Source organism: Hyalangium gracile (genome assembly GCF_020103725.1).
GTDB classification, from domain to species: domain Bacteria; phylum Myxococcota; class Myxococcia; order Myxococcales; family Myxococcaceae; genus Hyalangium; species Hyalangium gracile.
This window is the reverse complement of the sequence record NZ_JAHXBG010000004.1, coordinates 106,730-130,414: the sequence shown is the minus strand read 5'-3', so window position 1 is coordinate 130,414 and position 23,685 is coordinate 106,730. Positions and strand designations below refer to the sequence as shown.

Sequence of the window (23,685 nt, the reverse complement as noted above, 5' to 3'; positions counted from 1 at the left end):
CCGGGCGCAGTCTGTGCGAACTGGTCTGCTTGTCATACCAGTTCGCTACCGGTCCGCGCACAGGGCGCCTCCCTTGCCAGGCCGTTCCCCTGGCGCAGGCGCCGCCGCCACCGGGGCCGAGGTGGGCGCGGCGGCGACCGCGGCAGCCCTGGGCAAAGAGCCACGACCGTTTCCTATTAGGATGGCGCGGAAGGGAGCAGGGCTTGTCCGCCAACCGCAGGAGCAGGAGATGAGTGAGCTGGCCTGGCTGAGCCTCGCCGCCTGCGCGGGGCAGCTCGCGCTGGCGGGGCTGGCGCTGGCGCGCGTGGGCAGGAGCCCCCTGGCCCTGCCCCTGTCCCTGCTGTCCATCGCGCTGTCCACGTGGAACTTCGCCCACTTCGCCTACGGCGTCTCCGGCGAGGAGGGCTGGCGGCTCGTCGCCCTCAGCACCACGGTGATGACGGCGCCGTGCGCGCTCCACTTCATCCTCGCCTTCACCGGGCAGCGCCGCCGCTTCGCCGTGGTCATCTACGCCACCTACGGCATCTTCGGCCTGTTCGCCGCCGTGGCCCTGTCCGCGCTGGGCTCTCCGTGGATGGCGGTGCGCGCCACCTCGCTCACGTTTGCTCGGCTCACGCTGGCGCTCGTCACCCTGCTGCTGGGCGTGGGATGGGGGCTGCTGCTGCTGCACCTGCGCCGCGCGCTCCGGCTCGAGGAGCGCATCCGCACGGCCCTGCTCCTGCTGGGCCTGGTGCTCCTGGTGGCGCTGCCCGGCACGGACCTGATGGCCGACCTGGGCCTCAACGCGCCCCGGCTGGGCACCCTGGGCACCCTGCTCGGGCTGCCGGTGATGGCCACCGTGGCCCTGCGCTTCCACCTCTTCGGCAAGGACCTGTCCAGCGGCTCGGCGCTGTACGCGGTGACGCTGACGGTGGTGGGCGTGCTGGCCTACCTCGTCGTCTTCCGCCTCTTCGCCGCCGAGCAGGGCGCGCTCGTGGTGGGCACCGCCGCCATCACCTTCGCCCTGCTGGCCGCCGCGCGCCGAGGCGTGAGCGCCTTCGTCACCCAGCGCGAGCGCCTGGAGCGCCTGGCCACCCTGGGCCGCTTCTCGGCGCAGATGGCGCATGACTTGAAGAACCCCATCGCCGCGCTCAAGGGCGCCGCGCAGTTCCTCAAGGAGGAGCACGCGCAGAAGCGCCCCTGGGACGACAAGGGCGAGTTCCTGGACCTGCTGCTGGAGCAGGTGGAGCGACTGGACCGGGTGGTGAGCACCTACCAGCGCCTGGGGCGGGTGGAGCCCCTGCCCCGCCCCCTGGACATGAACCGGCTGGTGGAGGACGTGCTGTCGCTCCAGGCCTTCGCCGGGTACGCCAACGTGAAGTTCGAGCGCGCGCTGGAGGAGCCGCTGCCCCGGTGCGCCGGAGACTATGACTTGCTGGCCAACGCCCTGGAGAACCTGGTGCGCAACGCCTGCGAGGCCATGCCTCAGGGCGGCACGGTGACGGTGCGCACCCAGCGTGAAGCCCAGGAGGGAGCCGGGGTGCTGGTGCGGGTGGAGGACACGGGCGAGGGCATGGACGCTCGCACGCGCGAGCGGGCCTTCGACGAGTTCTTCACGACGAAGGCCTCGGGCAGCGGGCTGGGGCTGGCGTTCGTGCGACGGGTGGTGGAGGCGCACGGCGGCGAGGTGTCGCTGACGAGCCGGGAGGGCCGGGGTACCATCGTGAGCCTGCGCCTGCCCGCCCCGGGGGCGCCCGAGGGCGCACCCGCCCCAGGAGAAGGAGCACCGTGGCCGAGCCGCTGAAGGGAAGCGTGTTGCTGGTGGACGATGACCCCGCCGTGGCCAAGGTGCTCGGCGCGTTGCTGGCGCAGGCGGGGCTCACGGTGCACACCACGAAGAGCGGGGCGGAGGCGCTCGCCGTGCTGGGGCAGAAGCCCATCGACGTGGTGGTGAGCGACGTGCGGATGCCCGGCATGAGCGGCCTGGAATTGCTGGCCGAGGTGACGCGCGCGTACGCGGACGTGCCGGTGGTGCTCATCACCGCGCACGGCACGGTGCCCATGGCCGTGGAGGCCATGAAGGCGGGCGCGGCGGACTTCATCCTCAAGCCGTTCGACCGCGAGGAGATCCTCTTCACCATCCGCAAGGCGCTCCTGCGCGCGCAGGGAGACGCGGAGCGCTCGCCGCTGAAGACGAGCGCCTTCGTGGGCCGCGGCACCGCGATGGCGGAGGTGGAGGCGCTGCTGACGCGCGCGGCGGCGGGCACGGCCACGGTGCTGCTGCGCGGCGAGTCCGGCACGGGCAAGGAGCTGGCCGCCAAGGTGGTGCACGACGCGAGCCCGCGCCGGAGCGGCCCCTTCGTGAAGCTGCACTGCGCGGCGCTGCCGGAGACGCTGCTGGAGAGCGAGCTGTTCGGCTACGAGAAGGGCGCCTTCACCGGAGCGGCCACGCGCAAGCCGGGCCGGGTGGAGCTGGCGAACGGCGGCACGCTCTTCCTGGACGAGATTGGCGACATCACCCCGCACGTGCAGGTGAAGCTGCTGCGGCTGATACAGGAGAAGGAGTTCGAGCGGCTAGGCGGCACGCAGACGCTGAAGGTGGACGTGCGCTTCGTGGCGGCCACGCACCGGCCGCTCGAGGAGATGGTGAAGAAGGGAGAGTTCCGAGAGGACCTCTTCTACCGGCTCAACGTGGTGCCGGTGTGGCTGCCGCCGCTGAGGGCCCGCCCGGAGGACACCGAGCCCCTGGCCCGACACTTCCTGGAGGTGCACGCCAAGGCCAACGGGCGGCAGCCCTTCACCCTCTCAGCCGATGCGCTCCAGGCGCTGCAGGCCCAGCCCTGGCCGGGCAACGTGCGCCAGCTCCAGAACTTCATGGAGCGGCTGGTGGTGCTCTCGGACGGTCCAACCCTCACGGGGGAGGACGTGGCACGCGAGCTGGCACGGCAGCCCGGGTTGATGCCCACCGCCACGCAGGCGGCGCCTCCGAGTGCCTCGGCTCCGGTGGCCTCCTCTTCGGGCAGCGAGCCCAAGACGCTGGAGTCTCAACGCCGGGACACCGAGCGGCAGGCCCTGTTGGATGCCCTGAAGCGGGCCGGCGACAACCGGACGCTCGCGGCGCGGCTGCTCGGCATCAGCCGCCGCACCCTCTACAACAAGCTCGAAGAGCACGGGCTGGTGTGACACGCTCGAGGCCATGCTCGAGCTGCGCGTCTGTATCGATGTCGATGACCTGGAGAAGGGGATCGCGTTCTACACGCAGGGACTCGGGCTGAAGCTCGGGCGCCGCTTCGGAGACAAGGCGGCGGAGCTGCTCGGCGCCACCTCTCCCATCGACATCCTCGCCAAGCCCGCGGGGAGCCAGGCCACCGCAGCCGCACCCTCCCCCCGGGACTATCGTCGGCACTGGACGCCGGTCCACCTGGACTTCGTCGTCACCGGGCTCGACGCCGCGGTCCAGCGAGCCCAGGCGCACGGCGCCACCGTGGAGCAAGGCATCAAGGAGCAGGAGTGGGGCCGCATCGCCCTGCTGGCCGACCCCTTCGGCCACGGCCTCTGCCTCCTCGAGTTCAAGGGCCGTGGCTATGACGAGCTCGCCGGGAGCTGACGCGCCTCAGTAGTGGTAGGGCGTCTTCTTCGCCCACTCCGTCTTCGCGTACTTGCGCTGCAAGAGCTGGAAGGCCTGCTTCGACAGGCCAGTGCGCGCCTTGTCCTCCTCCTCCGAATTGCCGCAGTAGTTGCGCGCGAAGCGCGTCTGCCGCACCGACTCGTGCAGCGCCTCCGGCACCAGCGCGTCGTTCGGATGCCGCTTCGCGTAGTCCAGCGTGAAGCGGATCAGCAGCTCCGGGGCCTTGCCCAGCTTCGCCAGCGCCTCGCGCTCGGCGAGCACCTGCCGGCGCTCCGCTGGAGGGATGTAGCGCGTTCCGCACGCGCCCTTCGACGCGTCGCAGCCCTGGTAGAAGTCGGTGGCCTCCTCCGCGCACCAGCCGTTCCCTCCGCACGAGTCGTACTCTCGGAGATACGCCGTCCGGGAGAGCCCCGGCGCCGACAGCCCTGGAGACTTCAGCATCAGCAGCACCGCCGCCATCTTCCGCTCGTCCGGATCCTTCCGGGCCTTCACCTTCGCCAGATCCGCCACCAGCTCCGGCACTGCCTTCTCCACGAAAGGTTCCAGCGCCTTCTCCTCGTCCCAGCGATCCAGCAGCACCGCGCGAACCCACCCTGTCAGCACCACCGCCGCGCGAGAGTGCGGATTCAGCGCCTCCAGCATCTTCGGATCCGTGAAACGGGCCAGCGGCACTCCTCTGCTGAAGAAGCCTCCCATGGCCCCCGAGAGGTGCGCGTACTTCGCCCATTCGTCGAACGTCAGCGCCGACTCACGCAGGATGTCCGACAGCGGCTGAGCCGTCGACCAGGGCAGCGCATCCCCGCCGGCAGCCAGCAAGGGGAGGACCTCCGCGCGGGCCGCGTCCCATTTCCCCGCCGCGAGCGCCAGCCGCCCTCGCTGCGCATGCACGGCGACATATGCGGGCGAGGCCTTCGGAACGGCCTCGCTCTGAGCCAGCAGCTCCGGCAGCTCCGGCTCCGTGCCTCGCGCCAGGCTCAGCGCCGCCACCAGCCACGGCAGCGAGCGCGACTTCTTCCACTGCGCAACGGCCCGAGGATAGGCGTCCTCCTTCTTCTCGAACACCTCCAGGAAGGTGGACAGCTCATCCGTCGCCGGCAGTCCCTGCCTCCGGAGCTGGAGGTAGTCGCGCAGCGCATAGCCGAAGTTGGCGTCCGGCTTCTCCAGCAGCACCCGGCCCAGCAGGCTGAGCTGCTTGTCCGGGCGCAGCCGGTAGTCGATGAACCACGTGAGCTGGCGCGTCTGCCGGTGGAGGTCCTTCAGGCTCGCATCCTTCACGATGGCCACGCACCGCTCGCGAGCTTTCTCCAGCAGCCCCCGCTTCTCCTCCTCGCTCCTGGCGCTCAACGTGGACTTGCGGATGACCGCTCGCACCGCCACCAGCCGCGCCCAGCCCTTCCAGGGCGAGGCCGCGTCCGTGGCGATCCGGTCCAGCTCCTGGATCGCCTCATCGAACTTCCCCGAGTAGAAGAGGGCCGCCGCCAGCTGGTAGGCGCGGTCGGCTCGAATGAGCGGCGGAGCACTGGAGGAGGCCGGCTCGGGCATCGCCGCGCTGGGGTCGGCGCAGTGCGCGAACACCGCGTCCTGGGCCCTCGTCCAATCGGCCACCTCGGGACTCTCCGCGCCGAACTTCGCGATGCGCTCGTTCAGGGTCTTCGCCGCCTGCTGGAAAGCGCCGGTCAGGCAGTTGGCGAAGTAGATGTCGCCGATCGAGGCCTCCGTGGAGGTCACCTCGGCGGCGGGCACCGCCACGGAGGTGCGAGCCTCCGTCCACGCCGTGGTGTCCGCGGAGGGATAAGGCTCGTTGGGGATGATCGAGCTGGCGATGAGCTGCTGATCCGCGGGCGTCATCCCACGCATCCAGAGGAAGCCCAGCACCCGGCACCCGGGCCCCTCGGACGCCAGATTCCCCCAACGTCCCTCCACGCAAGGGGTGAGGTTCTCTCTCCAACTCGATGACTCCTCCGCCCCGCAGTCAGGACCGCAGGCCTCGCTCGGCGTGGCGAGCAGCAGGGATACGGCCAGGGCGACGGCGAGAACCGCCCGCTGGATGAGGAACCTCATGGCGACTGCTCCCGAATGTGTTGCAGCTCCTGGGCGCTCCAGGACCGAGGGTTGAACCAGTACGTGCGGCGCCCGCCAGGCAGCGAGGGCAGAGGCTCGTCCGTCACGAAGCCCACGCTGTCATGACATCGCGCTCCGGTGAAGTCTCCGCGCCGCCCCAGCTCCGCGCGCACCCGCTTCGTGTCCGCGCCCATGCGGAACACCATCGGCACCACCTCGTCCACCGGCAGCTCCGACAGCCAGCCATCGTCCAGGCACCACGACGCCAGCGCCGTCATCGACAGGCGCATGCCCTCGGGCAGCGCGGCCCGGAGCTCCTGGAGCAGCGCGCGGTAGAACGGGCGCTCGGACGCGCGCGCGTCGAAGTCCACCTGCACCGCGTCGGGCGACTGCCGCCGCACCTGCTCGGTGATGAGCCGCACCAGCCGCGCGCGCTGCGCCTCTCCGAGCGTCGTTCCCCGAGCCACCTCGATGCGCATCACCGCCATCCGGTACGTGCCCGCCGGCATCACCAGCGGCTGCCGGCGGCGATAGGGCACCACCGCCTCCCCGGAGAGCTGGAACGTCACCGCATGAAAGGCGACGCCCTCCCGAGTGGGATCGATGAAGTCGAGCTGCTCGGGGCGCTCCCACGCCCACAGGAACACGCGTGGAGGCTCCGCCGCCCCCGCCGGCAGCGCCATGAGCAGCAGCCCCAGCGCCAGGGCGCGAAGCATCCGGACTCGAGGTGAGGGGGAGCACATCCCCCCGATCGATGACACGTCTTCCCTCGGGTGTCAGCCAGGGAACGACGAAGTCGCCGAAGCCGAAGCCGCGGAGGCCAGCGCTCGGAGCTCATCCTGGAAGTCGATCACCAGCCGGTGCGGATCCGGCACCAGCCCGGCATCCACGGAGACGCCCACCGTCACCTTGCCGGCGTAGCTGAAGATGCTCACGCCCAGCCCCACCTTGCCGGACTGGGGCACCCAGAACATCAGCCCCGCCAGCTTCGTGCCCGCCAGGTACATGGGGTGCCGAGGGCCGGGGACGTTCGTCATGAGGAGCGTCCCCTTCGAGGCCAGCACCTCCACCGCCGCCCGCTCCACCGCCAGCGGCGCGAACCCCACCATGCCCAGCATCCCGAACGTCAGCGCCGCCTCCGGCGAGCGCTTCAGCTCGTCCATGCGCTGCTTGAGCAGCCGGAGCCTCCTGCGCGGCTCCACCTCCCTCACCGGCAGGTCCAGGAACAGCAGCCCGAAGCGATTGCCCAGCTCGCGGGGGATGGGCTCGTCCATCGGCCGCAGGTTCACCGGGATGAAGGCCCGCAGGTCCTCCACCGTCCCGCCCCGCTCCTCCTGGTACCGGCGCAGCGCGCCCGCGAGCGCCGCGAGCAGCACGTCGTTGAGCGTGCTCTCCATGGCGCGGCCCATCGCCTTCACCTCCTCGAGCGGGATGGGGTCCGACCAGGCGGCGCGCTTCACCGTCCCCAGCTCGCCCCGGAACACCGAGGGAGGGTCCGACGGCATCAGCGCCAGCCGGCTCAGCGCCGCCGCTCCCCGAGCGCCGCCTCGCACCAGGTCTCCCACCTGGATGGGCTCGGCGATCAGCTCCGCCCCGCGCTTCCACACCGCGCGAGTGCCCGACGCCACCGCGCGAGCCCCGCGCAGCAGCTTCACCCACCCCGGCGTCGAGGGGCTCTCGAGCGGCTGAGGCTCCGGCGTGAAGTGTTCCTCCGCGCTCTCGTCCATGAGCGACAGCAGCACCCGGGCCAGGGCAATGCCGTCCGCGATGGTGTGGTGGATGCGCACCAGCAGCGCGCCACCCTGGCCGAAGCCGTCCACCAGGTGGAACTGCCAGAGCGGACGCGAGCGCTCCAGCGGCGTGCTCATCCACTGGCTCACCAGCTGCTCGAGCGCATCGCGGTCCCCCGGCGGCGGCACCACGGCATGTCCCAGGTGCGCCTCCAGATCGAACGCCGGGTCCTCCTCCCAGCAGGGCACCGCGAGCAGCCCCTCGGGCACCACCAGCCGCTGCCGGAAGCGGGGGAAGCGCTCCACCAGCCGCTCCCGCAGTACCTCCTTCAGCCTCTCCCAGTCCGGGTGCTCGTCGAACCAGAGCACCGCGGTGATCATCATCAGGTTGGTGGGCTCCTCCATCCGGAGCCACGCCGCGTCGACACTCGCCATCCGTTCCATCGTCGGGCCCTGTAGTACCTCAACGACACGGACGTCGTCCTCCCATCGAGGCGGGCATGGCTACTTCTTCGCCGGGGCCTCGCCACCCTCCCCCTTCACCCGCTGGAACTGGAAGGTGCGCTGGGTGGGGTCATCCGCGACGAGGGTGAGGGTGTCCTCCTCCACGCTGAAGGTGTAGCGCGGCCCCAGGAACTTGCCCTTCGACAGTCCGAACACACGAGGCTTGCCGCACACCTGCCCCACGGCCTGCCCGTCCTTCGGCCGGAGGACCACCTTGTCGTCCCCCGTCACCGCGAACGTGCCCCAGGCGCGCACATCCAGGGCGTTGCCCTGCCCGAGCGTGCCGTCCTCCAGCTTCGTCGACAGCAGGAAACAACCCTCGGGCGTCACCTCCAGCGTCCTCGCGTAGTCGGAGCGGGGCTTTGGATCCAGCGGGGCCGGCTCCTCCTTGGGCTCGGCGGTGAGGGTCGCCGCGGACAGCTCCCAGCGGCCCACCACCTTCTCCAGCCCCTTGCGATGGCCCTCGACCTGGAAGCCCGAGCACGGCCGCGGCCGCTCCTTCTCGGGGCTCCGGGGGGCCGGCTCGAAGGCCCGCTGACACGTGCCTCCACAGGTGCGCGCCGAGCAGGTGGTGTCATCTGGCGCACAGCCCGCCTTCTGGGTGCAGGCCCGGAGCCGCGCCATCGCATCCTCACACCCCTCGCGCATGCACTGCTCCACGCACTCCGAGTCGATGCACTCGGCGACGCAGACCCAGTTGGTGGTTCCACACACCCCTCCGGAGAGGGTGCGAGGCGTACGAGCGGGAGTCTGGGCAATGGCGGACAGCGCCCAGCCCAGGGCCATGAGGACGAGGAGTGCGCGTGACATCGGCCTGACGAAGGTAATCCTCGTCAGTCGAAGTGCCAGCGCCAGGTGGCCACATCCTCCAGCTCGGGCCACTCCAGCTCGAAGCTCAGCTCCTGGTGGAGCGAGAAGGCGCGGGAGTCGACGCGCAGCAGCATCATCGGCGCGGGGTTGTGCGCCCGCAGCGGCGAGGAGGCGAAGGAGGTGTCCTCGTCGAAGGCCGCCCGGTAGAAGACACAGAGGCCATCCAACCGCCCCTCGTGCCGCACCGTCCGGGTGATGCGGAAGACGCGAGGCAGGTCCCCGGGCTTCACCGTCTCCAGATCGAAGCGGAGCACGGGCTCCGGCTCGCACAGCAGGTGCGACACCTCATAGGAGCGGATGAGCCGCGTGAAGTACGAGGGGCTCATCGCCTCGCGCAGCGTCTGCAGGCAGCTGAAGTCCACGCTGGGCAGGCGCTGGCTCCAGATGAAGGGCAGGCAGGCCTCGTCCCGGAGCTGGACGGGCTCGACGAACAGCTCGAAGCGGTGGGGGAGGATGCGCCCGCCGGGCCGCAGCAGCCGCTCCCGCAGGCCCACCAGCCCGGACACCAGCCCCGCGTCGAAGAGCGCCGGTCCCAGCTGCTCGTGGAGCAGCACGTCCACCTTCTTCTCGGTGGGCGTGAAGCGCCGGCTGTCCTCCCGCACGAAGTCGATGACGTCCGACAGGCCGTGGCGGCGAGCCACCCACCGGGCCGTGTCCAGGTGGCGCGACGGGTCCACCGCGTACAACCGGCGAGGACCGCGGTGGGCGGCCAGGAGCGTCCTCAGCCCCGTCCCCGTGCCCACGTCCATCACCACCTGGCCGGGCCGCACGTACCGCCCGATGGCCTTGCGGTACGCCTCCACGCGCTCCGGGTCCGCCAGCGTCGGGTCATGCGGCGCGGGGCTCGACAGCGTCAGGCTGTCGGGCAGCACGTGCCGCAGCGTGTTGACGACCGGGTGGTTGCGCAGCCGCGCCTGCAAGTCGAACAGCGCCTGACGCGGCAGGTCGAGAAGGTTCACCATGGAACGAAGCCCCCCCGGGCCCAGGGCCCGTCCCGGACGGGGAGCGCTTGGTACGCCCCCTCGGTCGGGGCTCGCATCCTCTGCATCGCCTCACGAAGCGGCCATGGGACTCGAGGACGAGCCGACCATCCACCCCTGGACACTGTCAGCTCAGGGAGGCAGGCGCGTGTCTCCGCGCGGGTTGCGGAGGGACTCGCGCTGGAGCCAGTTGTGGAGGAAGGACTTCACCGCCGGGTGGCGGGACTGGCGGAACTCCTCCGGCGGCGCGTGCTCGACGATGCGCCCCTCGTGGAGGAAGGCCATGAAGTCCGCCACGTGAAAGGCCATGGACACGTCCGGCGTGACGATGAACGAGGTGGCCCCCACCCGCTTCTTGCCGGTGACGATGACGTCGATGACGGACTCGGTGGTCAGCGGATCCAGCCCCGCCGTCGGATCATCGTAGAGGAGCACCTTGGGCTGGAGCACCACGGCGCGCGAGAACGCCACGCGCTTCTGCATGCCGCCGGAGAGCTCGCTCGGGTAGAGGCTCTCGGCGCCCTGCAGGCCCACCAGGGACAGCGTGTGGCGCACCTGCCGGGCCACCTCGGGCTCCTGCAGGTGGGCGCGCTCGCGCAGCGGGAAGGCCACGTTGTCGAAGACGGTGAGCGAGTCGAACAGCGCCCCGGCCTGGAAGAGGATGCCCAGCTTGCGGCGCACGTTCTCCAGCTCCCGGGCCGACAGCTGCATGAGCGCCTCGCCATCCACGCGCACCGTGCCCTGGTCCGGCTTGAGCAGCCCGTCGATGTGCTTCATCAGCACCGTCTTGCCCGAGCCCGACACGCCCAGCAGCACGCACGTGGTCCCCTCTGCCACCACCAGATCCACTCCGCGCAGCACCTGCTGCTCGCCAAAGGCCTTGTGCACGCCTACCAGCTCGATCATCGGTCTCGACACGAAACACTCCCATGCAGCGCGGCGACGGTATCCCCTGCCGGACCGTGGGAGTACTTCCCCAGGGGACATGCCGGTTGCTCCACGCTCCGTTGGCACTTCTCTGGTGGGAGAACCGGCGTGGCGCTCGTGAGATGATATCCGAGCATGGGCCGAACTGTGGCGAAGAGCGAGGAGCGCGAGCTGAGGGACCTGCTCGAGAGGACCCAGGCGGAGGTGAAGCGGCTCCAGGCGGAATTGGAGGCGCGCGAGCGCACCGGGCACACAGCGGCCCGGCAAGCGGTGGAGCAGGAGATGCAAGGGCTGCGCGAGCGGGTGCGCACCCTGGAGCAGCAGAACGCGGCGCTCCGCGAGGACCACTCGAAGGCCGTCGCGGAGCAGCTCGCCGGGCTCGAGGCGGAGGTGGCCCTGGCCCGGAAGGAGGCCGGGCGGGCCCGGGACGAGACGCAGCGGCTGAAGAAGCAGCTGGAGGCCACCTCCTTCGAGCTGCGGAAGGCCCAGGCGCGGCGCGGCGCCCACGATGGCTCGCTGCTGAGCAGGCTACGGGCGCTCTTCAGCTTCGGGAACAAGGCGGCGCTCGCGGAGCTCGGTCGGGGATACGAGCAGGAGCTCGAGCGCGCGCAGCGGGAGATCACCCGGCTTCAACAGCAGGTCAGCCTCCACGGTATCCAGCGCAAGCGACGGAGCCGTTGAGGCGCAGGGCGTGTAACCGGGGCTGGATGGACCCAGGTCTCCGCCCACCATGGGTTCAGGGAGACCCGGGCACGCGCACGAGGCGGAAGCCCACGTTGGGCGTGCTCCCATGCGTGCTGGCCGAGCGGAAGCTCACCCGAAGCGCGTCGCCACAGTCGGCCCAGGAGCCACCGCGCAGCACGTGGGCGCGCTCGCGGACTTCCTTGCCCAGCACGCACAGCGGCGAGGCGCGCGGGCTTCGGGAGTAGAAGGTCGCGTCGTAGTGGTCCGCGCACCACTCCCAGATGCCGCCGGCCATGGAGAAGAGGTGATAGTCGTTCGGCGGGAAGGCGCGCAGGGGACGCAGGGAGAAGTCCTTGAAGCGGTCGAAGTCCGCCCGGGTGCTGTCGGGCGGCGCATCGCCCCAGGGGTAGGCGGCGCCTCGGAAGCAGCCTCGGGCCGCGCGCTCCCACTCCGCCTCCGTGGGCAGCCGGTACTGCACGGCCTTCGTGCTCATGCGGCGGCCCATCAGCTCGGCGAGCGGCCAGTCGACGGCGACCATCGGCTTCTGATCGAAGCGGAGGGGAGCCGTGCTCGAGCGCTCGGGCGTGCCGAAGAGCTCCTGCGAGGTCAGCACGCTGCCGTCCTCCTTCTCCCAGCGCCCCTCGGTGTCGTGGGCGTGCCAGTCCCTGGCTTGCAGGGTGTCGTTCTCGCAGTACTGCAGCCGGATCTTCGAGTCGTTGTAATAGAGGAAGCGTACGTCCGATTGCTGCCCCTCGAAGGCCTCCGCGACGGACGCGAGCTGCTCCTGCGAGGGCGACGTGGGCGGGGACGGCCAGCCGAGGATGCGGGTGAAGGCATCCCACGAGAGCGGCACCTCGCTGATCCAGAACGCCGGCAGCGTCACCTTGTGGGCCGGGCGCTCGTCCGGGTCGCCCGAGTCACTGCCCATGACGAACGTCCCTGCTGGGATGTAGCGGAACACCAGGCCGTGCTCCCTGACGGCGAGCGCATCGAGGAGCTCTCGCAGCAGCGGCAGCACGCGCTCGCGGTCCTGCGGCGCCACCGCGTCGAGCGTGTCGGCGGCAGTCGTGAGGTCTCCGCTCGCTCGCAGCTCCTGGGCCCGAGCGATGGCGTCATCGATCAGCGACATGAGCCCTCCTGCGTGCCGTTGAGGACGGGCAGGCTCCAGCGCTCGGGGCGCGGGCCGCGAGCCTGGGCCTGCCAGGGGTCCTCCGCATAGGCCGAGCCGGCGAAGAACTGCGCCCGGGCCCGGCAGCCTCCCGTGAAGCGGTCTCCCTCCGCGCTGGCGCGCATGCGCCGGAAGGCATGGCCCTCGCGCCAGATGGCCTCGAAGGGCCGCTGCCGCACGTTCCCGGACTCGAAGTCGCGGCCCAGGAAGCTGCAGGGGTTCACGTCTCCCTGCACGGAGATGGAGGCCACCGTGTTCGCGGCGCCGCAGCCGGGGCCCTGCGTCACCACGCCTCGGAGCTCCTCTCGCGCCGAGGGGCTGAAGGGATCGATGGCGAAGAGGTCATTGTCGGCCTCGACGCGCTCGAGGCGGGCGAGCGCGTCCACGTAGCCCTCGAAGGAGGGCATCAGGTCCGGCGTACGGGCCGCGATCCCCACGGGGTACAGGGGACGGAACACGGCGGTGTGCGCACCGACACGTCGCGCGAGCTCGACGCACGCCTCCACCTCGGAGAGGTTGTTCCGGGTGAGCGTGAAGGCGAGCGTGAAGCGGGCGTGGCGGCCCAGCAGCTCCAGCTTCTCGATGACGCGGGCGAAGACGCCCTGGCCTCGGACGGCGTCGTTCGTCTCCGCGGTGGCGCCCTCGAGCGAGACGTTCAGCCACACCAGCTCCCGCTTCCCCAGCTCGCGGGCGATGCGCTCGTTGAGCAGGAGCGCATTGGTCGTGAGGCAGGGGTGCAGCCCATGCCCCGTCGCCGAGTCGAGGATGTCCAGGAGGTCCTTGCGCAGCAGCGGCTCGCCGCCCGTGAGCCCGAGCCGGAAGCTGCCGAGCTCCGCGAGCTGCGAGAAGAGCGAGTCCATCTCGGCCAGGGTCAGCGGGTGGTGGTTGCGCGGCAGCTCGCCGGCGAAGCAGTGGGTGCAGGTCAGGTTGCAGGCACCGACCACCTCGAGGTGCACCGCCAGCGGGCCCAGGAGGTGCTCCGAGGGCGGCTCCCGATCGATGCGCGCGGCCGCGAGCCGTCCGTCCAGCCGGAGATAGCCCCGGCCGGCGAGGTCCACGGCGAGCCCCTCGACGGCGTCCCGGTCCTCCGGGGCCGAGGCCTCGATGACGTCGCCCGCGGGACGCTCGGTCATGGCATGGAGCACGGCGGCGGCGGACCGATCGAACGGCAGATATCGGGACGAGCGCCGGTCGAAGAGGAGCGCTCCGAAGTGCTGCGGGATGAGGACGAGCGAGGGGCGGTTCATGAGAAGCCCTCCACGTCGAGACGGAAGGTCCAGCGCACCCAGGCGCGCGGCGCGGGCGACGGCAGGCCCAGGCCCTTCGCGTTACGCTGCATCATGCCCCACAGCCAGCGATCGCTGCCCTTCGGCTCGGACACGGGCTTCTCCACGAGGGGTACGAAGGAGGAGTCGTCGAACCCCGGGAGCTGCCAGCCTTCCGGAGGCTGCCGCGTGGCCGCGCGCCATCGTCCGTCGGCGCGAGAGGTGACCTGCGACTGCTTCGCGGAGGCAATGTGGGGCCGGAGGCTGATCTCCATCAGAAGGAAGCCCTGCTTGCCGGGCTCGTCGACGACGAACGAGAGCACGTGCTCGCCGGGCGAAACCAGGGTTCGCTGTTCCTGGATGGGCTTGCCGTCCAGGAAGAAGCCCTCGGACGCAACGCCCAGGTAGCTGGACAGGGTGATGCCCAGATCCGCGTCGGGCTTTCGCCAGCGCAGGACGGCGCCTCCACACCCGGCGGGCACCTCGCAGTGGCTGTGCACCTCGAGCGCCAGCCGGCTCGAGGTCTTCCGGTAGCGCTGCAGCTCGTTCAGACGCAGGTCGTCAGAGTCGGCCATGGCCCCCAGGTTAGCTGGAAACACCAGGGGAGATGGAACGACGGCGCGCGAAGCACGACTGGCGGCGCGAGGGCGTGACTGCCCTCGCGCTCACTGGAGCCTGGCGGCGAAGGCCAGGAGCCGCTCGCGCGCCCGCTCCAGCCTGTCGCGAGGAATCGAGAACACCGCGCGCACCCGCTCCGGGTCCCCGCACCAGTCGCCGCCGTTGAGCACCACGTGCGTGTGCGCGTACACCACGCGCGGCAGGTTCTCCGGCGTGAGGCGCTCTCCGTCCACCTCCTTGCCCAGCCAGGCGCTCATGCGGGGCGCCAGGAAGAGGCCTCCCAGCTCGGCGGTGTCGGAGCGCCCCTGCCCGGGCAGCGCCTCGGCGATGAGCGCCCGCTTCTCGGCCAGCTCCCGTCGCATCCGCACGAGGAACTCACGCAGGGCCCGGTGGCGCGCCGGGTAGAGCAGCCGCCCCTCCGGACTGCGAGCATGCGCCGCGTAGAGCCACGCCGCCGCCCGAGCCGTCGCCAGCGTGGGTGGCACCAGCCCGCTGTCGCGCAGCGCCGTGGCGAGCGCCCTATCCCGCGTCGCCAGCCAGCCCATGCGCAGGCCTCCGGCGGCGAACTCCTTGGAGAGCCCTCCCAGCAGCACCGTGCGCGCGCCCACGCCGGGCACCACCTGCTCCAGCGTCACCGGGCTGTGCACCGTCTCCGCCGTGGGGTTGGTCAGGTTCACCAGCCCGAAGATTTCATCCGACACCAGCAGCGCGCGCTGCTCCACCGCCCACGTGGCCAGCGCCACCAGCTCCTCGTGCGAGAGGTAGCAGCCCTCGGGGTTCGACGGCTGCGAGATGACCGCCACGTCCGGGCCTCCCGGCCCTCGCCGCTCCTGGAGCTTCGCCAGCGGCCCCTGCTCCACCTCGCATCCGGCCGCAACCCACGTGGGCGGCAGGACGCCGTAACAGGGCGTGGCGATGAACACGCGCGGCGCCCGCCCCAGCCGCTGACGCAAGGCCACGCCCAGGTGATGCACCAGCGGCCAGACACCCTGGCCGAGCACGATGTCCTCCGGTGCATACCGCGCCGCCCGTGTCTCCAGCAGGAAGCCCGCCACCGCCTCCGCCAGCCCGTGCTGCTTGCCAGCCTCTCGCGGCGCCGCGAGCGCGGCGATGAGCCCCTCGATGAGCGGCTGGGGCATGGCGCCCTCGTTCTCGCCGTAGTCCAGGCGCACCAGCTCGGGGTCGCCCTCTCGGAACACCTTGGGCGCGAAGGCTGGAAAGCCCGCCAGGCGCTCGATGCGCTCCGAGCGCGGAAGGGCCACCGCCGGAGCCCGGCCCGCCAGGGGGCGTTCCTGCTCCGCGAACGAGATGCGGAACGTCAGCAGCTCCGCGAAGGTGCGCTCGTAGAACCACTGCGCCAGCGTGCCGATGCGCGAGTACGTCACCTCCGCCGCCACCTCCAGGTCCCCTCGCAGCGGCTCGGGTACCGGCAGCAGCAGCGTCAGCTCCAGGTCCGGCCACACCGCGTTCTTGATGAGGCCATAGAGCACCACCAGGTTGGGCGGCAGCGGCTCGCGGGCCAGGAACTCGAAGAGCGTGAGCGGCTCCACCTCGCTGGTGATGTGGAAGAAGGCGCTCTCGTCCAGCACCACCCAGATGCCCCGCCGCGCCGCCTCCGCGACGATCTCCCGCAGCACCGCCAGGTTGGTGCGCTCGCCCCTCTCCACCGAGAGGAACACCACCTTCACGTCGAAGGCGCCCAGCAGCTGGTGGATCTCCGCCAGCGTGCTGTGCGTCACCGTCGTCCGCACCCCGGCTCGCTCCAGCGCCCGCGCGTACACCGGCAGCAGCTGGCGCGACACCAGCACCCCATCTCCCGGATCGCACAGCGCCAGCAGCAGCGAGTAGACGGCCTGCTCGCGCTCGGGGGCCACGAAGATCGCCTCCTCGGGCAGCCGCAGCTCGAAGAAGCGCTCCAGGTACCGGGCCACGAGCTGGCGGAAGGACGCATCCCCCGCCTCGTGCGTGTAGGGCATCGTCGACGCATGCGCCAGCCGCTCGGCCAGCGCGGCCACGAAGCCGAGTTGCTCCTGCGACACCATGCCCAGGTCCAGCTCCTCCGTCAGCTTCATCAGGCCCAGGGACCGGAGCGCGGCGCGCAGGGCCAGCGTCTCTCGCGGCAGCGCCAGCCGCGCCTCCCACACCGCCACCTCGTGCCAGATGGGGTGCCCGGCCTGCAGCCACCCGAGCGCGGTGGCCGCCCGCAGTGGCTCGGCGCTGTGCGCCTCCATGAAGAACTCGAACTCGCGCTGCGTGCGCTGCTCCAGCGCCACCAGCGGCCGGATGTCCGTGTCCGCCGCCTGCATGACTCGCCGAGCCACCCGCACCTGCGTGGTGAGCCCCCGCCGGGTGAACATGCGCTCGATGATGGGCCGCCCCGGACGGCCCGCCAGGTTCAGCAGCAGCCGTCCTCCCGGCGCCAGGTGCTCGGGCACTTCGTCCAGCAGCCGGGCGATGAGCCCCAGGCCGAAGTGGTCCTCGTAGACGTTCTGCAGCACGGTGTAGTTGGACAGGTCATACAGCTCCTGCGTGTCGGCCTCCGCGGGCGCCTCGGGCAGGCCGTCCGTGCGCAGCACCTGCGGGATGCAGCCCACCACGAAGTCCCAGACGGCGCCCTCGGGCAGGCCTCGCAGCAGGTCGCTCTCCCCGAAGGACAGCCGCGCCACCATCCGCTCGTCCCCGTTGAGCCACGCGTTGCAGATGGCCACCCAGGGCGAGTGCGGGTTCAGGTCCACCCCGTGGATGCGCGAGAGGCGCGTGAACTTCGCCAGCGCGATGCAGATCCACCCCGAGCCCGTGCCCACCTCCACCAGCCGCTTCCCGTCGTACTCGTCCAGGGGGACCTTCAGCATCCCCTCCAGGAACGTGTACGCCCACGCCTCGGGAGCGAAGATGGACGGCGGCAGCAGCAGTTCCAGCCGCTCCTGCTTCGAGCCCACCGCCGCCGTCACCGTGACGAGCCGCAGCGGAGCGCCCTCCGGCTTGCCCCGGCACAGCAGCGCCAGCGCGCGAAGCTCGGTCAGCGCCGCGGCCCTTCGTTCGGGAACAGCCAGGGACTCGGCGAGCCCACGAAGCTGCTGCACCGCCTCACGAGCCGACTCGGGGTAGGTGACCATACGCAGCGCGGATGGTGGCACGCCGCCCCCGGGCCCGCGCGGCTTCCGATGGCGCCCGAGTCCTCTCTCGAACGTTTGGTATCAGCTCGCCGCCCCTGTGCGCGGACCGGTTGCGAACTGGTATGACAAGCAGACCAGTTCGCCCAGAGTGCGCCCGGCAGGAGGGAGGACCAGGCGGGGGGCGGGCTCGGGCCTCTGTCTCGGTGGGAAGTGGATCCACCTCACTCCGGCAGCGTGGTGGTGACGTAGTCCGTCCCCGCCTCGTGGCACCCATGGCACGTGTCGTGCCCGCGGCCGTAATAGTTGTCCTGGTAGTCGGGCAGGACGCCCTCGAAGAAGACCCAGGTGTCCTTGCCCGCGCCGGACTTCACCTTCACGTCCAGCGCATGGCCGATGAGGCGCTCCCCATCGGGTGAGTAGAGCTCCTTGACGAGGATGGTCCCTACCGGATGCAGCTCCTTGCCCGCCCGCAGCGAGTCCACGGCGCTGCCATTGAAGAAGACTCGCACCTTGCCGTGGGGCCCCGTCGAGTCACGCACCGAGGGCTCGGCCAGCCACCCCTGGTAGCGCCGGTCCTTCACGAAGGCGACGATGCCCGCCTCGGAGGTGTCGAGCCCTCCCACGGTGGGCGAGTCCCCCTCCTCCGAGCCGCCACAGGCGCAGGCCAGCACGAGGAGGACGAGCAGGGATGGACGGGAAGGTTTCACGCGGGGCCTCCAGGGCACACGTCGAGGTGATGGCCGTACGCGCCACTCCCAAGGAGGGTTACACCCGATGGTTCGTCGCCCTTCGGGAGGCTCACGCTGATAGCTTCGCCCCCCTCACACCTTCCGAGGAGCGAACCATGCCGACCCTCATCCCCGCCCCGACCCGCGTCGCCGCCGCCGGCAACAAGCCGAAGCTCATCGACGAGTACGTCGGCCGGGTGAACTCGAAGACCTCCGAGCTCAGCGTGGCCCACATGCGCAGCCCGAGCGGCTGGGTGGAGCCCGGGCAGACGCCCGAGTTCCGGGAGATCACCGTGGTGATCAAGGGCCGCCTGCACGTCGAGCACAAGGGGGGAGCGCTCGATGTGAGCGCCGGCCAGGCCGTGGTGTGCGAGCCGGGCGAGTGGGTCCGCTACAGCACCCCCGACGCCGAGGGCGCCGAGTACATCGCCATCTGCCTGCCGGCCTTCTCCATGGACACGGTCCACCGGGACCCGTAGCAGGCTCCAGCCCTGGAGAGCAGGCACCCGGGGGAGCGGTCCTCCGTAGGGGCGAGGCCGGCCGACAGCCTTCCTCCAGAGGGTCGTCGCCTTTACAAGCGGCACATCCCCCCTGAGACTTCCGCTCCATGACAGCCACCGAGCGGAACTCCCCGCCCCCGGGATCCTGGAGCTGGCTCCTCGCGCCCCTGGCCGGGCTGGGGACCGGCGCTTGCGTCCTGCTCAACCGGCTCGCCGAGCAGATCACCCATCCGCCCTCCCGTCAGGCGCTGTGGCTGTGGCTGGCGCTGTCGGCCGTCGCGGGCGCCGTCCTCTTCACCGTCGGGCAGCGGCTGGCCCTGCGCCTGCTGGACCGCTTCATCGTGGAGCCCTCCGCGCGAGCGGTGGTGCGCGCCCGGCACCCGGCCACGTGGCTCGTCTTCCTCCTCACCGCCGTGGGAGCCACGGGCCTGCGTCTGCCCGGCCCGGTGATGCCGCTGGCGCTCAGCGCGCTGTTCCTCGGGCTCAACCTCACGCTGGTGCTGCGCGCGGAGGAGGCGGCACGCCCGCGCCTGATGGGCTCCACCGGGTGGCTGGGCTTCCTCTTCTTCCTCTCGGGGATGGCCGCCCTCGTCTACCAGGTCACCTGGCAGCGCGTCCTGTTCGCCTCCTTCGGCGTCAACATCGAGTCGGTCACCCTCATCGTCACCATCTTCATGTTCGGGCTCGGGGTGGGCTCGATGCTGGGCGGAGCGCTGTCGAAGCGCTACCCCCATGCCCTGCCCCGCCTGTTCCTCCTGTGCGAGGTGGTGGTGGGCGCCTTCGGCATCATCAGCCTCCCGCTCATCCGCACGGTGGGCGCCGCCGTGGTGAACAGCTCCCTGCCCGTCGCCGCGCTCGTCATCTCCGCGGTGCTCGCGGTGCCCACGCTGATGATGGGGGCCACGCTGCCCATCCTCGTGGCGCACCTGCACCAGCACTTCCAGCACGTGGGGCGCACCGTGGGACTGCTCTACTTCGTCAACACGCTGGGCTCGGCCGCCTCCAGCTACCTCACCTCGTCCGTCCTCTTCGTGCTCGGGGGACAGCAGGCCGCCGTGCTGTGCGCCGGCGTGCTCAACCTCGTGGTGGGCGCGCTCGCCTGGCGCTACATGAAGGCGCTCGCGTCACGCGGCAGCGGCTCCTCCGAGGGCCCCCACGTGGAGCTGCCCGCCCCCGAGAGCCGGAGGGCCAGCGCGTGAAGCCCATCGTCGCCCTGCTGCTGTCCCTGGTCGCCGGCTACATCGCCCTGAGCCAGGAGATCCTCTGGTACCGCATCATCTCCTACGGCACCGGCGGCGCGCCGAGCGCCTTCGCGTACCTGCTGGCGTGCTTCCTCACGGGGCTGGCCATCGGCTCGCTGTGCGCGGAGCGCGTCATCAAGAGCCAGCGCCTGCCCGCGCCGGTGGTGCTGGGCTCGCTGTTCCTCGCCTCGGCCATCCTCGGCTACTTCACCCTGCCCGCCACCGCCCGCATGTTCCAGCTCGGCGAGGCGACGGGCACCGCCTACGCGTACTTCTCCGTGGCGCTGGTGGGCTTCCCGGGCGGGCTGCTCTTCCCCCTGCTCTGCCACTTCGGCATCCGCGCCGGCAATGAGGTGGGCGTCTCCCTGTCGCGCCTCTACCTCTTCAACGTGCTGGGCTGCATCCTCGGCCCGCTGTTCACCACCTTCGTGCTGATGGACCTGTACCCGCTGCCCACCATCGTCCTGATGGTGACGGCGGTGGCGCTGGTGGCGGCGGCGGTGACGGTGTTCACCCTGCCGGCCCCGGGCCGCAGCCGCGCGGGCTTCCTCGCCGCGGTGGTGGGCACGGCCGCCGTGGTGGCTGTCTCTCACCACGACCAGTACCAGTTCCTGCTGGAGCGGCTGCACTTCAAGGAGGAGTTCACCGCCGCCAAGCCCTACCGCTTCCTCGTGGAGACGCGCAGCGGCATCGTCGCGGTGGGCGGCCCCAACGGGGATGACACCATCTTCGGGGGAGGCGTCTACGACGGCGCCTTCAACCTGGACCCGGTGCGCAACATCAACGGCATCCAGCGCGCCTACATGGTGCCGGCGCTCCACCCCGCTCCCAAGCGCGTGCTGGTCATCGGGCTGGCCAGCGGCTCGTGGGCCCAGGTGCTCGCGGAGCACCCCGCCATCGAGCGCCTCGAGGCGGTGGAGATCAACCCGGGCTACCTGGAGACCATCCGCCGCTTCCCGGAGCACGCCCCGCTGCTGGACATCCCGCGGGTGAAGATCCACATCGACGATGGGCGCCGGTGGCTCGTGCGCAACCCGGACGAGCGCTTCGACTTCATCGTGATGAACACCACCTTCAACTGGCGCAGCCACAGCACCAACCTGCTGTCCGAGGAGTTCTTCCGGCTCTGCCAGAAGCACCTGCTGCCGGGCGGCTCGGTGCTGGTGAACACCACCGGCTCGCCAGAGGTGAAGGTGACGCTCGCCCACGTGTTCCGGCACGTGGTGATGGTGCACAACAGCGCCGTGGGCAGCGACACGCCCTTCACCCGCTCCGAGGAGGAGAAGGAGCAGGCCCTGCGCGCCTTCACCCACCGCGGCAAGCCCGTCTTCCCCTTCCCTCCGGAGGACCCGAAGCGGGAGGCCTCCCTTCAGGCCATGGTGCGGATGCCGCTGCCGGACGAGGGAGAAGCCTCCCGGGCCCGCACGGACCTGCCCGTCATCACCGACGACAACATGGCCACCGAGTACAAGGCGGGCCTGCGCTTCCATGACTCCGCCCGAAGCTGGGGGAGCCTGTGGGGGCGGGTGAAATGAAGCCGCTGCCCATCACCCTGGGCCCCCGACCGGCCGGGGCTCGTGGCCTGGGCTCCGGAGGGGTGCTGCTGCTGGTGGCGCTCTTCCTGCTGGCCCTGCGCGGCGTGGTGTTCGCCTCGGATGGTGTGGGCTTCTCGGTGAAGGAGCTGCTGGGGGCGTGGCGGCGCGACCCGACCGGCGCGATCGGCGTGGTGCAGCTCTTCGTCTCCTCGCTGTGCTTCGAGCTGCTCGCGCTGCTGCTGCTGTGCCGGCTCGCCCGAGGCGGAAGAGCGGCGCGCTGGGTGGCGCGCGGAGGCCTGCTCGCGCTGCTGTGGCTGAACCTGGTGGGCACCCAGGTGTTCATGGTCATCAACACCTACGCCAAGGGCTTCCAGCTCTCGGGACTGTCGCTGCCCGAGCTGGGCCGCATGGCGCGGGGCTACCTGGGGCCGGCCACGCTCGCGGCGCTGGTGCTGCCGGTAGGCGTCTCGCTCCTCTTCGGGCGGGAGGGCTCGGTGGAGCGCCAGCGCCCGGCGCTGCGCATGCGTCTGCTGCTGCTGGTGCTCGCGCTGGCGGCTGGCGGCGCCGTCTACCGGCTGGTGCGCTACCCGCTGGCCTTCCCCGCGGCGGCCCACTCTCCGCTCACACTGCTGCTGGTGAACAGCTTGCCCGAGCGGCTGGGCCAGATGCCCCGGGGCCAGCCGTCCCCCGAGGACTGGGCGCCTGCCACGAAGCTGGATGCGCGCTGGCAGGCGCTGGCCGCCGCGCCGCGAGACTTCAACGTGGTGGTGGTGGTGCTGGAGTCGGTGCGCGCGAGCATCTTCTGGCCCTCGCCCGAGGCTCCGCCCATGCCTCGGATGGAGGCGCTCGCGCCCCACTCGGCCGTCTTCACCCGCGCCTACGCGCACGAGCCGCTCAGTACCAAGGGGCTGGAGTCGCTGCTCTTCGGCATCTACCCGTCACCCTACTGGGAGACCGCGGGCGGCAGGTTCCCGGATATCCCGCTGGACTCGGTGGGCGAGCGCTGGGCGGCGCTCGGCATGCGCAACGCCTTCATCAGCCACAACGAGGTGCCCTTCATGGGCGAGTCCGGCTTCATCACGAAGCGGGGCTTCTCGTACTACACGATGAGGGAGGACCTGGCCGCGCTGGACACGCCCATCACGGACCGCACGCTGGTGAAGGCGCTGGATCGCTTCATCGAGGGCGCCCCCACCCAGCGCTTCGGAGCCATCCTCTGGCCGCACCATCCCCACCTGCCCTACCAGTTCCCCGCGCCGATGAAGAACGCGCACCCGCCCAACTCCTTCGCGGCGTACCGGGACGCGGTGGCGTACCAGGATCTCGTCATTGGAGACCTGGTGGAGCTGCTGAAGCGGCGGGGGCTCTTCGAGAACACGGTGATCGTCCTGGTGGCCGACCACGGCGAGGCCTTCCGCGAGCACCCCGAGGCGGGCTCGGCGCATGGGGACAGGCTCTTCGATATGTCCGTCCACATCCCGCTGGTGTTCATCAACCCGCGCCTCTTCCACGGCGAGCGCGATGACCGGGTGGTGCAGCAGAAGGACGTGGCGGCCACGCTGACGTGGCTTGCGGGAGACGCGCGGCCCGTGCTGAACGCGGGCAGCACGGTGTTCCACGAGCGCGCCTCGTCGACGGCGTACCTCATCAGCCACCTGGACGTGGCCAGCATGCGTGGGGCCATCGTGCACGGACGCCTCAAGTACATGTACGTGGCCCCGCTGGGCATGAAGCCCCCAGACGAGCGCCTCTATGACGTGGTAGCGGACCCTGGCGAGCGGCACGACTTGTGGGCCGAGCGGCAGGAGGAGGGGCGTGCGCTCAAGGCGCGGTACTTCGGCTGGCTCCAATACTGGGGCGAGCGTTGGGGCGCCGTGGAGCACAGCGGCGCCGTGAAGGATCGGGAGGCGTTGTACCAGCAACTCTTCGGAGTCTCCCCGCCTCGCGTGGCCTCTCCCGCGGAGTAGCGCGCCTCGGCTCGTGCTACCCCCTTCAGGGAAGTTGGGTAAAGGAGTAGGACGCGAAGCCAGGCGCCAGAGAAGACCTGAGCCAACGAGCAGGCCAGTGGTGTCGCGGACAAGACGGCACTGTCGCCTCGGGCCCGAGGCTCCCACCTGAGCGCTGGAGAGCGCCCACCCCTGGCGCGGCGCT

The 23,685-nt window shown here is 70.9% G+C and carries 19 protein-coding genes; 8 read left to right on the top strand and 11 right to left on the bottom strand.

The annotated features are described in order from the left end of the window. Nucleotides 1–229: 229 nt before the first annotated feature. From KY572_RS09435 to KY572_RS09425, 3 genes are read left to right on the top strand one after another with little or no spacing between them, the layout of a single operon-like run. Nucleotides 230–1,783 carry a sensor histidine kinase gene (locus KY572_RS09435; protein ID WP_224242209.1) on the top strand — a complete coding sequence of 518 codons (1,554 nt, stop codon included), beginning with the start codon at nucleotides 230–232 and terminating at the stop codon, nucleotides 1,781–1,783. After that, nucleotides 1,768–3,162 (top strand): sigma-54-dependent transcriptional regulator, encoded by a 1,395-nt coding sequence (locus tag KY572_RS09430; RefSeq protein ID WP_224242208.1) that lies wholly within the window; start codon nucleotides 1,768–1,770, stop codon nucleotides 3,160–3,162. Before KY572_RS09435 ends, KY572_RS09430 begins: the two co-directional genes overlap by 16 nt. A 13-nt stretch (nucleotides 3,163–3,175) precedes the next feature. Continuing rightward, nucleotides 3,176–3,586: a VOC family protein gene (locus tag KY572_RS09425; RefSeq protein WP_224242207.1), complete on the top strand. Its 411-nt coding sequence runs from the start codon at nucleotides 3,176–3,178 to the stop codon at nucleotides 3,584–3,586. 6 nt (nucleotides 3,587–3,592) lie between these two features. On the opposite strand, the gene KY572_RS09420 is transcribed toward KY572_RS09425, so the two are convergent. From KY572_RS09420 to KY572_RS09395, 6 genes are all read right to left on the bottom strand, one after another. After that, nucleotides 3,593–5,668, bottom strand: a complete 2,076-nt coding sequence (locus tag KY572_RS09420) for a hypothetical protein (protein WP_224242206.1) — start codon at nucleotides 5,666–5,668, stop codon at nucleotides 3,593–3,595. Next, nucleotides 5,665–6,384 (bottom strand): DUF3142 domain-containing protein, encoded by a 720-nt coding sequence (locus KY572_RS09415; RefSeq protein WP_224242205.1) that lies wholly within the window; start codon nucleotides 6,382–6,384, stop codon nucleotides 5,665–5,667. Before KY572_RS09415 ends, KY572_RS09420 begins: the two co-directional genes overlap by 4 nt. Nucleotides 6,385–6,444: 60 nt before the next feature. Beyond that, nucleotides 6,445–7,842 (bottom strand): WS/DGAT/MGAT family O-acyltransferase, encoded by a 1,398-nt coding sequence (locus KY572_RS09410; RefSeq protein ID WP_224242204.1) that lies wholly within the window; start codon nucleotides 7,840–7,842, stop codon nucleotides 6,445–6,447. Nucleotides 7,843–7,902: 60 nt separating this feature from the next. Beyond that, a complete protein-coding gene (locus KY572_RS09405) occupies nucleotides 7,903–8,712 on the bottom strand; it encodes a hypothetical protein (RefSeq protein WP_224242203.1) in 810 nt (269 codons plus the stop codon). 23 nt (nucleotides 8,713–8,735) lie between these two features. After that, the gene (locus tag KY572_RS09400; RefSeq protein WP_224242202.1) at nucleotides 8,736–9,734 is read right to left on the bottom strand and encodes a methyltransferase domain-containing protein; all 999 of its coding nucleotides are present in this window, start codon (nucleotides 9,732–9,734) and stop codon (nucleotides 8,736–8,738) included. 150 nt (nucleotides 9,735–9,884) lie between these two features. Next, nucleotides 9,885–10,658 (bottom strand): ABC transporter ATP-binding protein, encoded by a 774-nt coding sequence (locus tag KY572_RS09395; RefSeq protein WP_224242538.1) that lies wholly within the window; start codon nucleotides 10,656–10,658, stop codon nucleotides 9,885–9,887. A gap of 156 nt (nucleotides 10,659–10,814) precedes the next feature. Between KY572_RS09395 and KY572_RS09390 the strand changes: the two genes are divergently transcribed. Beyond that, the gene (locus KY572_RS09390) at nucleotides 10,815–11,360 is read left to right on the top strand and encodes a hypothetical protein (protein ID WP_224242201.1); all 546 of its coding nucleotides are present in this window, start codon (nucleotides 10,815–10,817) and stop codon (nucleotides 11,358–11,360) included. 55 nt (nucleotides 11,361–11,415) lie between these two features. Here the strand turns inward: KY572_RS09390 and KY572_RS09385 are convergent, their stop codons facing one another. From KY572_RS09385 to KY572_RS09365, 5 genes are all read right to left on the bottom strand, one after another. Beyond that, a complete protein-coding gene (locus KY572_RS09385; RefSeq protein WP_224242200.1) occupies nucleotides 11,416–12,492 on the bottom strand; it encodes a formylglycine-generating enzyme family protein in 1,077 nt (358 codons plus the stop codon). After that, a complete protein-coding gene (locus tag KY572_RS09380) occupies nucleotides 12,483–13,778 on the bottom strand; it encodes a radical SAM protein (protein WP_224242199.1) in 1,296 nt (431 codons plus the stop codon). The genes KY572_RS09385 and KY572_RS09380 overlap by 10 nt, the downstream gene beginning before the upstream one ends. Further along, complete coding sequence (locus KY572_RS09375; protein WP_224242198.1) at nucleotides 13,775–14,371, bottom strand: hypothetical protein; 597 nt, start codon at nucleotides 14,369–14,371, stop codon at nucleotides 13,775–13,777. The genes KY572_RS09380 and KY572_RS09375 overlap by 4 nt, the downstream gene beginning before the upstream one ends. A gap of 90 nt (nucleotides 14,372–14,461) precedes the next feature. Beyond that, entirely contained in the window at nucleotides 14,462–17,530 is a 3,069-nt protein-coding gene (locus KY572_RS09370) for an aminotransferase class I/II-fold pyridoxal phosphate-dependent enzyme (RefSeq protein ID WP_224242197.1), read from the bottom strand. A gap of 221 nt (nucleotides 17,531–17,751) precedes the next feature. Next, the gene (locus KY572_RS09365; RefSeq protein ID WP_224242196.1) at nucleotides 17,752–18,237 is read right to left on the bottom strand and encodes a hypothetical protein; all 486 of its coding nucleotides are present in this window, start codon (nucleotides 18,235–18,237) and stop codon (nucleotides 17,752–17,754) included. A gap of 137 nt (nucleotides 18,238–18,374) precedes the next feature. On the opposite strand from KY572_RS09365, the gene KY572_RS09360 reads away from it, so the two are divergent. From KY572_RS09360 to KY572_RS09345, 4 genes are all read left to right on the top strand, one after another. Next, a complete protein-coding gene (locus KY572_RS09360) occupies nucleotides 18,375–18,737 on the top strand; it encodes a cupin domain-containing protein (RefSeq protein ID WP_224242195.1) in 363 nt (120 codons plus the stop codon). A gap of 128 nt (nucleotides 18,738–18,865) precedes the next feature. After that, nucleotides 18,866–19,957, top strand: coding sequence for a spermidine synthase family protein (locus tag KY572_RS09355; protein ID WP_224242194.1), 1,092 nt, complete (start codon nucleotides 18,866–18,868; stop codon nucleotides 19,955–19,957). Next, nucleotides 19,954–21,534 (top strand): spermine/spermidine synthase domain-containing protein, encoded by a 1,581-nt coding sequence (locus KY572_RS47730; protein WP_224242193.1) that lies wholly within the window; start codon nucleotides 19,954–19,956, stop codon nucleotides 21,532–21,534. Before KY572_RS09355 ends, KY572_RS47730 begins: the two co-directional genes overlap by 4 nt. Then, complete coding sequence (locus KY572_RS09345) at nucleotides 21,531–23,501, top strand: sulfatase-like hydrolase/transferase (RefSeq protein ID WP_224242192.1); 1,971 nt, start codon at nucleotides 21,531–21,533, stop codon at nucleotides 23,499–23,501. Before KY572_RS47730 ends, KY572_RS09345 begins: the two co-directional genes overlap by 4 nt. Nucleotides 23,502–23,685 lie beyond the last annotated feature (184 nt).